The organism is Pseudomonas sp. GD03858 (genome assembly GCF_029840925.1).
In the GTDB taxonomy this organism is placed as follows: Bacteria; Pseudomonadota; Gammaproteobacteria; order Pseudomonadales; family Pseudomonadaceae; genus Aquipseudomonas.
Genome location: NZ_JAOCDM010000008.1, coordinates 23,643 through 35,808 on the forward strand (window position 1 = coordinate 23,643; position 12,166 = coordinate 35,808).

The 12,166-nt window shown below is 64.3% G+C and carries 11 protein-coding genes; 4 read left to right on the plus strand and 7 right to left on the minus strand.

Annotation, left to right across the window (positions count from 1 at the left end; genetic code table 11):
- Positions 1–34: 34 nt before the first annotated feature.
- The 4 genes from eutC to N5D48_RS03960 all read right to left on the minus strand — a co-directional run bounded on the left by eutC (position 35) and on the right by N5D48_RS03960 (position 5,454).
- Complete coding sequence (eutC, locus tag N5D48_RS03945) at positions 35–853, minus strand: ethanolamine ammonia-lyase subunit EutC (RefSeq protein ID WP_279881260.1); 819 nt, start codon at positions 851–853, stop codon at positions 35–37.
- 2 nt (positions 854–855) lie between these two features.
- Positions 856–2,256: an ethanolamine ammonia-lyase subunit EutB gene (locus N5D48_RS03950; protein ID WP_279881262.1), complete on the minus strand. Its 1,401-nt coding sequence runs from the start codon at positions 2,254–2,256 to the stop codon at positions 856–858.
- 51 nt (positions 2,257–2,307) lie between these two features.
- A complete protein-coding gene (eat, locus tag N5D48_RS03955; protein ID WP_279881264.1) occupies positions 2,308–3,756 on the minus strand; it encodes an ethanolamine permease in 1,449 nt (482 codons plus the stop codon).
- Between the two features lie 177 nt (positions 3,757–3,933).
- Positions 3,934–5,454, minus strand: coding sequence for an aldehyde dehydrogenase (locus tag N5D48_RS03960; RefSeq protein ID WP_279881266.1), 1,521 nt, complete (start codon positions 5,452–5,454; stop codon positions 3,934–3,936).
- A gap of 265 nt (positions 5,455–5,719) precedes the next feature.
- Between N5D48_RS03960 and N5D48_RS03965 the strand changes: the two genes are divergently transcribed.
- The 4 genes from N5D48_RS03965 to N5D48_RS03980 all read left to right on the plus strand — a co-directional run bounded on the left by N5D48_RS03965 (position 5,720) and on the right by N5D48_RS03980 (position 10,022).
- Positions 5,720–7,696, plus strand: coding sequence for a sigma-54-dependent Fis family transcriptional regulator (locus tag N5D48_RS03965; protein ID WP_279881268.1), 1,977 nt, complete (start codon positions 5,720–5,722; stop codon positions 7,694–7,696).
- A 66-nt stretch (positions 7,697–7,762) separates the two neighbouring features.
- A complete protein-coding gene (mpl, locus tag N5D48_RS03970) occupies positions 7,763–9,112 on the plus strand; it encodes a UDP-N-acetylmuramate:L-alanyl-gamma-D-glutamyl-meso-diaminopimelate ligase (protein WP_279881270.1) in 1,350 nt (449 codons plus the stop codon).
- Positions 9,109–9,738 carry a flavin prenyltransferase UbiX gene (gene ubiX, locus N5D48_RS03975; protein WP_279881272.1) on the plus strand — a complete coding sequence of 210 codons (630 nt, stop codon included), beginning with the start codon at positions 9,109–9,111 and terminating at the stop codon, positions 9,736–9,738. The genes mpl and ubiX overlap by 4 nt, the downstream gene beginning before the upstream one ends.
- Complete coding sequence (locus N5D48_RS03980) at positions 9,735–10,022, plus strand: YceK/YidQ family lipoprotein (protein WP_279881274.1); 288 nt, start codon at positions 9,735–9,737, stop codon at positions 10,020–10,022. Before ubiX ends, N5D48_RS03980 begins: the two co-directional genes overlap by 4 nt.
- A 122-nt stretch (positions 10,023–10,144) precedes the next feature.
- Here N5D48_RS03980 and N5D48_RS03985 read toward each other — a convergent pair whose 3' ends face one another.
- From N5D48_RS03985 to N5D48_RS03995, 3 genes are all read right to left on the minus strand, one after another.
- A complete protein-coding gene (locus tag N5D48_RS03985; protein WP_279881276.1) occupies positions 10,145–10,777 on the minus strand; it encodes a hypothetical protein in 633 nt (210 codons plus the stop codon).
- 229 nt (positions 10,778–11,006) lie between these two features.
- Entirely contained in the window at positions 11,007–11,264 is a 258-nt protein-coding gene (locus tag N5D48_RS03990; protein ID WP_279881277.1) for a hypothetical protein, read from the minus strand.
- Positions 11,265–11,273: 9 nt separating this feature from the next.
- Positions 11,274–12,143, minus strand: coding sequence for an RHS repeat-associated core domain-containing protein (locus N5D48_RS03995; RefSeq protein WP_279881279.1), 870 nt, complete (start codon positions 12,141–12,143; stop codon positions 11,274–11,276).
- Positions 12,144–12,166: the final 23 nt, after the last annotated feature.

Genomic DNA, 12,166 nt, shown 5'->3' on the forward strand with positions numbered 1-12,166 from the left:
GCTAGAAGCGCAATCCGCCTTCCATGACAGTTTCTTATCCCTCTCCGAGCAGGAAATTGCCGGTTTTTGACGAAGAGTCATCGCTGTCGATGCTATGGACCTCTGCTTCGTCCTTTAAATTCACCCCCGATAGCTGTCGTCTGCAGGCTTCGCGCATCAGGTACAGCAGGCGATGGGCGGCCATGCCGTAGCTCAGGCCTTCCAGGCGCACGTTGGAGATGCAGTTGCGGTAGGCATCGGTCAGGCCGACCTTGGGCGCATAGGTGAAGTACAGGCCCAGGCTGTCAGGCGAGCTCAGCCCCGGGCGCTCGCCGATCAGCATCACGGTCATGCGCGCGCCAAGCAGTTCGCCTACTTCGTCGGCGACCGCGACCCGTCCTTGCTCGACCAGGATCACCGGGGCGCAGGTCCAGCCGTCGGCGGCGGCCTGCTCCTCGAAGCGAGCGAGCAACGGCAGGGTATGGCGATGCACGGCCAGCGCCGAGAGGCCGTCGGCCACGACGATCGCCAGGTCGACCCCGCCGGGGTTGGCCTGGGCATGCTCGCGCAGGCGCTGCGCCGAGTCCTCGTGCAGGCGCCGGCCCAGGTCGGGGCGTTGCAGGTACTGGTGGCGGTCGCTGGCGGCGCTGTGCAGCAGCAGGCTGTCGCGGCCACGGTCGCTGAGCTGCTGGCGCAGGCCGGCATGGTCGAACGGCAGGTGCACGGCATCGCGGGCCTGGGCATGGGCGAACTGGAAATCCAGCTGGGCGCCGGTCGGCAGGCTTATGCCGCTGCGGCCCAGGGCGATGCGCGCCGGAGTCAGGTTGCGCAGCGCCAGCCAGGGGTTTTCCGGGGTGGGCGTGTGTCGTTCCATGGTTACCTCTGCCCCAGGTGCGCCAGGGCGTGGCGGAAGGCTGGCGGCAGGTTGTCGCCAAAGCGGATGCGGCCGTCGGCCTGGGTGAAGATGCCGGTGCGCCCGAGCCAGGCCTCGAATTCCGGCCCGGGCTTGAGGCCCAGGGTCTGGCGCGCGTAGAGCGCGTCGTGGAACGAGGTGGTCTGGTAGTTGAGCATGATGTCGTCGGAGCCGGGGATGCCCATGATGAAGTTGATCCCGGCCACGCCCAGCAGGGTCAGCAGGGTGTCCATGTCGTCCTGGTCGGCTTCGGCGTGGTTGGTGTAGCAGATGTCGCAGCCCATGGGCACGCCGAGCAGCTTGCCGCAGAAATGGTCTTCGAGCCCGGCGCGAATGATCTGCTTGCCGTTGTACAGGTATTCCGGGCCGATGAAGCCGACCACGGTGTTGACCAGGAACGGCTTGAAGTGGCGGGCCACGGCGTAGGCGCGGGTTTCGCAGGTCTGCTGGTCGACACCGTGGTGGGCGTTGGCCGACAGCGCGCTGCCCTGGCCGGTCTCGAAATACATCAGGTTCTGCCCGACCGTGCCGCGCTTGAGCGACAGGCCTGCCTCGTAGCCTTCGCGCAGGACGTTGAGGTTGATGCCGAAACCGGCGTTGGCCGCCTCGGTGCCGGCGATCGACTGGAACACCAGGTCCAGCGGCACGCCGCGGTTGATCGCCTCGATCGAGGTGGTGACGTGGGTCAGCACGCAGGCCTGGGTGGGGATGTCGTAACGCTGGATGATCGCGTCGAGCATTTCCAGCAGCGCGCAGATCGAGGCGATGCTGTCGGTGGCGGGGTTGATGCCGATCATGGCGTCGCCGTTGCCGTACAGCAGGCCGTCGAGAATGCTGGCGGCGATGCCGGCTGGCTCGTCGGTCGGGTGGTTGGGCTGCAGGCGGGTCGACAGTCGCCCGCGCAGGCCCATGGTGCCGCGGAACGCGGTGACCACACGGATCTTCTGCGCCACCAGCACCAGGTCCTGGACGCGCATGATCTTCGACACCGCCGCCGCCATCTCCGGTGTCAGCCCTGGCGCCAGGGCGCGCAGGCTGTGCTCGTCGGCCTGCTCGCCGAGCAGCCAGTCGCGCAGGCCGCCGACGGTCAGGTGGCTGACCGGGGCGAAGGCTTGTCGGTCGTGGCTGTCGATGATCAGCCGGGTGACTTCATCCTGTTCGTAGGGAATCAGCGCTTCGCTGAGAAAATGCGTGAGCGGGATATCGGCCAGCGCCATCTGCGCCGCGACGCGTTCGCCGTCGTTGCTGGCGGCGACGCCGGCCAGGTAATCGCCCGAGCGGGCCGGGCTGGCCTTGGCCATGACTTCTTTCAGGCTGTCGAAGCGGTAGACCTGGTTGCCTACCGTGTGGGTGAAACTTGCCATACAGACTCTCCAGGGCGCCGCAGGGCTGGCCTGCGGCGTGGGTCGGCGATCTCAGTGCAGGGCCTCTTCGGCCTTCTGGATCGCGGCGAATTCCTCTTCCGGGGTACCGGCCACCAGATGGTGACGGCTGTAGAAAGCAAAGTAGGCAATTAATACTGCATAGATCACCGCAGCGCCAATCACCACCCGTGGATCGACCAGGAAACCGGCGACCACGGCGATGCAGGCCAGCACCAGGGCGACGCCCGAGGTGAAGATGCCACCGGGGGTGCGGTACGGGCGCTCCATTTTCGGGCGACGGATGCGCAGGGTGATGTGCGCGGCCATCATCAGCACGTAGGACAGCGTGGCGCCGAACACCGCCACCAGGATCAGCAGGTCGCCCTGGCCTGTCAGCGACAGGGCGAAGCCGATGATCCCGGGGATCACCAAGGCCAGCACCGGCGCCTTGCTCTTGTTGGTTTGCGAGAGCTTGCGCGGCAGGTAGCCGGCGCGGGACAGCGCGAAGATCTGCCGCGAATAGGCGTAGATGATCGAGAAGAAGCTGGCGATCAGGCCGGCCAGGCCCACCAGGTTGACGAAGCTGCCCATCCAGGTGGAGCCGCCGTAGGCTTTCGACAGCGCCTCGACCAGCGGGTTGCCCGAGGCCTTGAGGGCTTCGGAACCGGCGCCGCCAGGGCCGACCACCAGGATCAGCAGGGCGAAGGCCAGCAGCACCAGCATCGCGCCGATCAGGCCGCGAGGCAGGTCGCGTTTCGGGTTCTTGGTCTCCTCGGCGGCCAGCGGCACGCCCTCGACCGCCAGGAAGAACCAGATCGCGTAAGGGATCGCCGCCCACACGCCGACATAGCCGAACGGCAGGAAGCTGCTGGCACCCACGGCGTCGGTCTTGGCGATGTCGAACAGGTTGGCTGCATCGAAATGGGGCACCATGCCGATCAGGAACACCGCCAGGGCGACGGCCGCGACGGCGGTGATGATGAACATCAGTTTCAGCGCCTCGCCCACCCCGAAGATGTGGATGCCGATGAACACGATGTAGAAGGCCAGGTAGATCATCCAGCCGCCGATGCCGAACAGCGACTGGCAGTAGGCGCCGATGAACACGGCGATGGCCGCGGGGGCGATGGCGTATTCGATGAGGATCGCCGTGCCGGTGAGGAAGCCGCCCCAGGGGCCGAAGGCGCTGCGGGCGAAGCCATAGCCGCCGCCGGCCGTGGGGATCATCGACGACAGCTCGGCCAGGGAGAAGCACATGCACAGGTACATGGTGGCCATCAGCAAGGTGGCGAGGAACATGCCGCCCCAGCCGCCCTGGGCCAGGCCGAAGTTCCAACCGGCGTAGTCGCCGGAAATCACGTAGGCCACGCCCAGGCCCACCAGCAGGACCCAGCCGGCGGCGCCTTTTTTCAGTTCACGTTGCTGGAAATAGTCCGAGCCGACCTTTTCGAAGTCGACGGAGGAACTCGCCGGCGTGCTGCCGGAATGATCGCTTGGCATAGGGTTCACCTGTTGTTTTTCTTAGGTTGCCGGAGGGACTGCCGGCCACTGGTGATTCGTTTTGCAGGAAGCGGGCCAGGGGGCAGCTGCAAGCCCCAAGCCGCAAGCTTCAAGGAAGGCAGCCGTCAGGCCTGCTCTTTCTTGTCGCTTGAAGCTTGAAGCTTGAAGCTGCTGTCGTTAGAAGAAGCCCAGCGGATTGATGTCGTAGCTCACCAGCAGGTTCTTGGTCTGCTGGTAGTGGTCGAGCATCATCTTGTGGGTTTCACGGCCGACGCCGGACTTCTTGTAGCCACCGAACGCGGCATGCGCCGGATACAGGTGGTAGCAGTTGGTCCACACGCGGCCGGCCTTGATGCCACGGCCCATGCGATAGGCGCGGTTGATGTCGCGGGTCCACACGCCAGCGCCAAGGCCGAACTCGGTGTCGTTGGCAATCGCCAGGGCCTCGGCTTCGTCCTTGAAGGTGGTGACGCTGACCACCGGGCCGAAGATCTCTTCCTGGAACACGCGCATCTTGTTGTTGCCCTTGAGCAGGGTCGGCTGGATGTAGTAACCGCTGGCCAGCGCGCCTTCGAGCTGCTCCACCTTGCCGCCGGTCAGCAGTTCGGCGCCTTCTTCCTGGGCAATCTTCAGGTACGACTGGATCTTCTCGAACTGCTGCTCGGAGGCCTGGGCGCCGACCATGGTCTCGGTGTCCAGCGGGTCGCCGCGCTTGATCTGCAGGACCTTCTTCATCACCACTTCCATGAACTGCGGGTAGATCGACTCCTGTACCAGGGCGCGCGACGGGCAGGTGCACACTTCGCCCTGGTTGAAGAACGCCAGCACCATGCCTTCGGCGGCCTTGTCGATGAAGGCAGGCTCGGCCTGCATGATGTCCTCGAAGTAGACGTTGGGCGACTTGCCGCCCAGCTCGACGGTGGACGGGATGATGTTCTCGGCGGCGCACTTCATGATGTGCGAGCCCACCGGCGTGGAGCCGGTGAAGGCGATCTTGGCGATGCGCTTGCTGGTGGCCAGGGCTTCGCCGGCCTCGCGACCAAAGCCTTGCACCACGTTGAGCACGCCCTTGGGCAACAGGTCGCCGATCAGCTCCAGCAGCACGGTGATGCCCAGCGGGGTCTGCTCGGCGGGCTTGAGCACCACGCAGTTGCCGGCGGCCAGGGCCGGGGCCAGTTTCCAGGCGGCCATCAGCAGCGGGAAGTTCCACGGGATGATCTGGCCGACCACGCCCAGCGGCTCGTGGATATGGTAGGCCACGGTGGTTTCGTTGATCTCGGCGGCGCCGCCTTCCTGGGCGCGGATGCAGCCGGCGAAGTAGCGGAAGTGATCGACCGCCAGCGGGATGTCGGCGTTGAGGGTTTCGCGGATTGGCTTGCCGTTGTCCCAGGTCTCGGTGATGGCCAGCAGTTCGAGATTCTGCTCGATGCGATCGGCGATGCGCAGCAGCACGTTGGAGCGGTCCTGCACCGAGGTGCGGCCCCAGGCGTCGGCGGCGGCGTGGGCGGCGTCGAGCGCCTTGTCGATGTCCTCGGCGGTGGAGCGGGGGAACTCGGCGATCGGCTGGCCGTTCACCGGCGAGGTGTTGGTGAAGTACTCACCCTTTACCGGAGGAACGAACTCACCACCGATGTAGTTGCCGTAGCGGCTCTTGAAGGAAACCTTCGCGCCCTCGGTACCGGGATGTGCGTAACGCATGGTGTGTCTCCTGGTCGTTGTGATTGTTGCGGAGTTTCCAAGCGTAGAGCAAAGGTCGGGCCAGTGCCTGGAGGTCCTTGTATATCAATGACTTGGATCAACCCTGTCGACAGGTCGGCGCTGCCTTGTGCCAGTGCTGGCACGGTCTGGGTGACACTTTGTACCGTTTTCGAGACAGGGCGTGACCGCAGGGTCAGTGCCCCGTTGCAAAGCGCCGGCGCCTGGAGGATGCTGGCGGGACTCTATCTGCGGAGCACAACAACAAATGCAGAGCAATCCGTTCAGCCGCCATGCCCAGCAGGTGCTCACGGTCGCCCAGGGCCAGGCCAGCGGGCCGGGCAGCGACCCGTCCATCGCCCGTTCCTGGCTGCGTTGCCTGGAGGACTACCACCTCGACCCTGCGCGGGCCCAGGCCCCCGTCGTGCTCGAGCACGGCCGCCTGCTGGAGAGCCGCGAGCGCCTGCGCCAGGTGTTGCAGATCGCCGACAGCGAGATGAACAGCCTGCACCAGCAGTTGTCCGGCAGCGGGCACGCGGTGCTGCTGACCGATGCCCGCGGGGTGATCCTCAATTGCGTCACCGCGCCCAGCGAGCGGCGTATCTTCGAGCGCGCCGGGCTGTGGCTGGGCGCCGACTGGAGCGAAGCCCGCGAGGGCACCAACGGTATCGGCACCTGCCTGGTCGAGCGTCAGGCCCTGACCATTCACCAGGACGAGCACTTCCGGGGTCGCCACACTGGGCTGACCTGCTCGGCCAGCCCGGTGTTCGATCCCCATGGCGAGCTGCTGGCGGTGCTCGACGTGTCCTCGGCGCGGCCGGACCTGTCACGCCAGAGCCAGTTCCACACCATGGCCCTGGTCAACCTGTCGGCGAAGATGATCGAAAGCTGCTACTTCCTGCGTCATTTCGAGCAGCAATGGTTGCTGCGCTTCCACCTGCAGGCCGAGTCGGTCGGCCTGTTCAGCGAAGGCCTGCTGGCCGTCGATGGCGATGGGCGGATCTGCGCCGCCAACCAGAGCGCCCTGAACCTGTTGGGCAGCATCCGCGGTGGCGTGCTCGGCAAGCCATTGGACAGGTTCTTCGCCTGCAGCCATGACGAATTGTTCAGCCGCGCCACGCCCCAGGGCACCACCGCCTGGCCACTGCACACCCGCGATGGCCGTCAGGTATTCGCCAGCCTGCGCGGTCAGGCGCGAGCACCGGTGTGGTCGGTGCCGGTGGCCTTGCCCCAGGCCAGCGAGCCCGGTATCTGTCTGCTCGATCCGGCCTTGCGCGAGGACTTTCGCCGCGCCGTGCGAGTGTTCGAGCGCGACGTGCCCCTGCTGCTGCGCGGCGAGACCGGCTGCGGCAAGGAGGCCTTCGCCCAGGCGATGCACCAGGCCAGCTCGCGCCGACACAAGCCATTCGTGGCGATCAACTGCGCGTCGATTCCCGAGAGCCTGATCGAGAGCGAGCTGTTCGGCTATCGCGGCGGCAGCTTCACCGGCGCGCGCAAGGAAGGCATGCGCGGCAAGCTGTTGCAGGCCGATGGCGGCACCTTGTTGCTGGATGAGATCGGCGACATGCCGCTGGCGCTGCAAACACGCCTGCTGCGGGTACTCGAAGAGCGTCAGGTGGTGCCCATCGGTGGCGAGCCCCAGGCGGTGGATGTGCGCATCGTCAGCGCCACCCACCGAGACCTGCTGGAACGGGTGGAGCAGGGTGGTTTCCGCGAAGACCTCTATTACCGCCTCAATGGCCTGGAAGTAGCCCTGCCGGCGCTGCGCGAGCGCAGTGACAAGGCGCAGTTGCTGGACTTTCTGCTGGCGCAGGAGGCAGAGGGCCAGGCCATCGCTCTCGATCCGGCCGCCCGCCAGGCGCTGCTGGACTTCACCTGGCCGGGTAACGTGCGGCAGATGAGGAATGTGCTGCGCACGTTGGTGGCGTTGTGCGAAGGCGCGCATATCGAGTTTTCCGATCTCCCGGCAATTGTCCGCCATGGCGCGCCCTCTGTAGGAGCGGCCTTGTGTCGCGAAAGGGCCGCAGAGCGGCCCCAGGATCCTGACCATGTCGCTGAAATCGCCGGGGCTGCTGCGCAGCCCTTTCGCGGCACAAGGCCGCTCCTACATGCCGAGCGCGATGCGCTGCTCGCCGTACTGGAGGCAAACCACTGGCACATGACCCGCGTCGCCGAGCACTTGGGCATCAGCCGCAATACCTTGTATCGAAAACTGCGCAAACACGGCATCGCCAGGGCCGGTTGAGCGAAACAGCGGGTGCGATTTCCCTCGCCCTGGGCTACCCTGCCTCGACGTTTTGCGAGGTCGATCATGCACATTCACATTCTCGGTATTTGCGGCACTTTCATGGGGTCGCTGGCGGTGCTGGCCAAGGAGCTGGGCCACCGCGTCACTGGCTCCGACGCCAACGTCTATCCGCCCATGAGCACCCAGCTCGAAGCCCAGGGCATTGAGCTGACCCAAGGCTACGATCCAGCCCAGCTGGAGCCGGCACCCGACCTGGTGGTGATCGGCAACGCCATGTCGCGGGGCAACCCGGCGGTGGAGTACGTGCTCAACAAGGGCCTGCCCTATGTCTCCGGCCCGCAGTGGCTGGCCGACCATGTGCTGCGGGGGCGCTGGGTGCTGGCGGTAGCGGGTACCCACGGCAAGACCACCACCAGCAGCATGCTGGCCTGGGTCCTGGAGCATGCCGGCATGAGCCCGGGCTTCCTGATCGGTGGCGTGCCGCAGAACTTCTCGGTGTCGGCGCGCCTGGGCGATACGCCGTTCTTCGTGGTCGAGGCCGACGAATACGACAGCGCCTTCTTCGACAAACGCTCGAAGTTCGTCCATTACCACCCGCGCACGGCGATCCTCAACAACCTCGAGTTCGACCACGCGGATATCTTCCCGGACCTGGCGTCCATCGAGCGGCAGTTCCATCACCTGGTGCGCACCATTCCCAGCGAAGGCCTGGTGATCCATCCGACCACCGAGCAGGCGCTGGAGCGCGTCATCGGCATGGGCTGCTGGACCCCGGTGCAGACCACCGGCGAAGGCGGGCAATGGCAGGCACGCCTGCTCAGCGCCGACGGCTCGCGCTTCGAGGTGCTGTTCGAAGGTGAGGCGCAGGGTGTCGTCGACTGGGCGCTCACCGGTCAGCACAACGTCGCCAATGCCTTGGCCACCCTGGCCGCCGCTCGCCATGTCGGCGTGGCACCGGCCATGGGCATCGAGGGCCTGAGCGCGTTCAAGAGCGTCAAGCGGCGCATGGAAAAGGTCGCCGAAGTGCAGGGCGTGACCATCTATGACGACTTCGCTCACCACCCGACCGCCATCGCCACCACCCTCGATGGCCTGCGCAAGCGCGTTGGCGAGGCGCCGGTGATCGCGGTGATCGAGCCGCGCTCCAACTCGATGAAGCTTGGCGCTCACCGTGACGGCCTGCCGGAGAGCGTCAACGATGCCGACCAGGTGATCTGGTACGCGCCACCGAACCTTGGCTGGGACCTGGCGGGCACCGCCGCGCAGTGCAAGGTGCCGAGCGTGGTGGCCGACAGCCTTGAGGCCATCATCGAACGGATCAAGGGCCAGGCGCGTCCGGGCACCCATGTGGTGATCATGAGCAATGGCGGCTTCGGCGGCCTGCACGGCAAGCTGGCCGAGGCCCTGAAGTGAGCGGCCCGGAACGCATCACCCTGGCCATGACCGGCGCCTCCGGGGCGCAGTACGGCCTGCGCCTGCTCGACTGCCTGGTGCGCGAGGATCGCGAGGTGCATTTCCTCATCTCCAAGGCCGCGCAACTGGTGATGGCCACCGAGACCGACGTGGTGCTGCCGGCCAAGCCCCAGGCCATGCAGGCGTTCCTCACCGAGTACACCGGCGCGGCCGACGGGCAGATTCGCGTGTACGGCAAGGAGGACTGGATGTCTCCGGTGGCCTCGGGCTCCGGTGCGCCAGCGGCGATGGTGGTGGTGCCGTGTTCCACCGGCACGCTGTCGGCCATTGCCACGGGTGCCTGCAACAACCTGATCGAGCGCGCCGCCGACGTGACCCTCAAAGAGCGCCGGCAGCTGATCCTGGTGCCGCGCGAGGCGCCGTTCTCCACCATCCACCTGGAAAACATGCTCAAGCTGTCGCAGATGGGCGCGGTGATCCTGCCAGCGGCGCCGGGCTTCTATCACCAGCCGCAGACCATCGACGACCTGGTCGACTTCGTCGTGGCGCGCATCCTCAACCTGCTGCATATCCCCCAGGACATGTTGCCGCGCTGGGGCGAGCATCACTACGGAGTCGATGATTGAAGCGCACCCTGGCGGGGCTGCTGATGCTGGCTCAGATCGGGGGCTGCGCCACGGTACGTACGCTCGATGCCAACAAGCCGGGAGCGCCGGTGGTGTATGCCGGAACGCGCCTGGATCTTTACGTGATCAACGGTGGGTGCTGCCCTGAGGACCGCTTCGGGGCCAGGGCTCCGGCCTATCCGGGGCTGGACCTTCCTGGGAGCGCGTTGCTCGATACGCTGTTGCTACCGTTGTCGTTGCTGACAGCGCTGGGCATCGGTTTCCAGGCTTCTGGCGGCTACTGATGTTCCCGTCGAGTGGCGCGGAGCCAAGGCGGCCACAAGGCTTGCGTTGGTGTCTGAATCGTCGACACGGCTGATGTGGTCGTCCAGCTATGCCCGGACAATGTGTTCGGACTGTCTGTGCGTCAAACGCAAACTGTTATTTTTTCGTCCACCCATACCTCGTCGGTGGGACCGTGGAACCGGTAGCCAAATGGCAGCCCCAGGTATTTCACAAGGTCTGGTCGGTTGATCGCCACATGTTGCGTATGAACCGTCTTCAAGGTCTTGATATCGTCGTTGAAGCGGTCTGTCGTGATCCACCAGCCAGACATGTGCTCCGGGGATGGATAGCGCACGCCCTCGGCAGCGTCGCCCTCGATGACACCATCGGAAATGACGATCATCTGGTCGAAGGTAGGTGCGACATAATCCGCGCCTGCCCTGGCACACAGTGCTTGTTGCTCGGACCATAGCTGTAGCGTGGTACTGATACCTGGGACGTAGGCTCCGGTTTTAGGTTCCTGCTCGAAGAAAACCAGCTCTCGCCTGTCGCTGAGATGCATTTTCGTGATCCAGCATCCATAACCCAAGGTCTCTTCTGACGCGATCTTGAAGCCAGCTTCGACATAGCGAACCACCCACTCGATAAAGTCGATGGCGGCTTCCTCCAGCCCAGGGTTGTCGATGGTCGCGCTGATGTCGAAGCCAAACCGCTTTGCGAGTCCTTCAGTGCTTAAGGTCAGCCCAGAGCCTGTCTTGATACTGTTGACTTTCATGCTTGATACCTCGTTGCACCCTGCTTTGGCTTCCTCGAGCGTGGCGGCAGCCAAAGCATTCAGAGTTACAAGAGTGCCTTTCTGGAAATGCTGGCGTTCCGAGTCAGAAAAATAGGCAAGTCCTTTTTTGCAATCAACTCGTTTTCCTCAGCCTCGGTTAACAGTCAGATATTCGTATGCCCTGAGCTGACAGTGGTGAGGGTTGTGAGAATGGAACCATGGCTTGTTTTTAATTGCCAAACTCGGCGTCGTGGAGTGTGACCGCCGCTGCAAGTGTATCCGCCCAGTCGCTACGTTCCGATGGGCACTCCTCGATGAAAAGTTCCATTGTCCTGCGCTTTGCCGCCATCCCGCTGTCATCGATCGGAAGACGAACGAATTCGGCGTTCTGTACGCAGTACCGACCGTTGCCTAGATCTTCAAAGCAGTAGTAAATGACGGCGGTCTGATCGTCGATGCGTTTCCAAATCTGATGGGACTTGAACATTTCTCTTCCTCAATCCTGCGGAATCCAACGTCCGCTCTGTACTCGGCTGTTGGTGTTTTTTCTCGTATTTTTGAACTGCGAAACAGTATTGCCATGCTGATCGGTAATTACGACCCTGTCACCACTTACGTGAACATTGTGACCGCTGTCGTTATCGAGATAACGTTTGCCCGTCTCGACGACCCGATTCTTGTCGCCTACTTGGCGATGTGAGTCAGTCTTGGCCTGTTCAGCGCGTTTCTCTCCATGCTCGATTCTGTCTTTGGACAGCGTGTCATCCTGTTCGGCATGAACTGCGCCGATGTTCCAGTTGTTCGGGCTGCTGATATCCTGGCCGGGAAATGCCAACGGTCCAATGCTGACATCGCCCTGGGACTGCTGGCTAAAGCCGTTCATCGCCGAGCTGATCGTCAGGGCCGTCGACAATGCGGTCAGCGCATACACAGCCATTGGAATCAGGAAGGCATATTCACCCGTCGGGTCGACGTACTTGTACGGATTGTTGTTGGCATAGGCATAGCGGTTGAAGCTGTGCAGGTTGTCTTCCTGGTAATCGACCGGGTCGACACCCATGAACCGCCCCAGCACCGGGTCGTAGTAGCGCGCGCCCATGTACGACAGCCCGGTGCCGTCGTCGAACGCCTTGCCATGAAAACCGATCTTGTTGTCGGCGCTGGCGGGCGCGCGATTCAGCTTCTCGCCGTAGGGCTTGTAGTTCTCCTTCCACAGCAGGTTGCCGGCGGCGTCGGTGGCCGCCTGCGGGCTGCCGGAGATGTCGTTGTGGAAATAGGTGACCACGTCGGCCATGGCGCTGTTGACCATGGCCAGGCAAAGGAGGGCGGCGCATAGCCGCCTGGCGAAGTGTTTCAAGGTATTCATCCTGTGTGTTCCTGGGCGTCCGT

Coding starts and splice junctions, on each gene's coding strand:
- eutC (WP_279881260.1), bottom strand. CDS start 853: ATGGAACGACACACGCCCACCCCGGAAAACCCCTGGCTGGCGCTGCGC.
- N5D48_RS03950 (WP_279881262.1), bottom strand. CDS start 2,256: ATGGCAAGTTTCACCCACACGGTAGGCAACCAGGTCTACCGCTTCGAC.
- eat (WP_279881264.1), bottom strand. CDS start 3,756: ATGCCAAGCGATCATTCCGGCAGCACGCCGGCGAGTTCCTCCGTCGAC.
- N5D48_RS03960 (WP_279881266.1), bottom strand. CDS start 5,454: ATGCGTTACGCACATCCCGGTACCGAGGGCGCGAAGGTTTCCTTCAAG.
- N5D48_RS03965 (WP_279881268.1), top strand. CDS start 5,720: ATGCAGAGCAATCCGTTCAGCCGCCATGCCCAGCAGGTGCTCACGGTC.
- mpl (WP_279881270.1), top strand. CDS start 7,763: ATGCACATTCACATTCTCGGTATTTGCGGCACTTTCATGGGGTCGCTG.
- N5D48_RS03985 (WP_279881276.1), bottom strand. CDS start 10,777: ATGAAAGTCAACAGTATCAAGACAGGCTCTGGGCTGACCTTAAGCACT.
- N5D48_RS03990 (WP_279881277.1), bottom strand. CDS start 11,264: ATGTTCAAGTCCCATCAGATTTGGAAACGCATCGACGATCAGACCGCC.
- N5D48_RS03995 (WP_279881279.1), bottom strand. CDS start 12,143: ATGAATACCTTGAAACACTTCGCCAGGCGGCTATGCGCCGCCCTCCTT.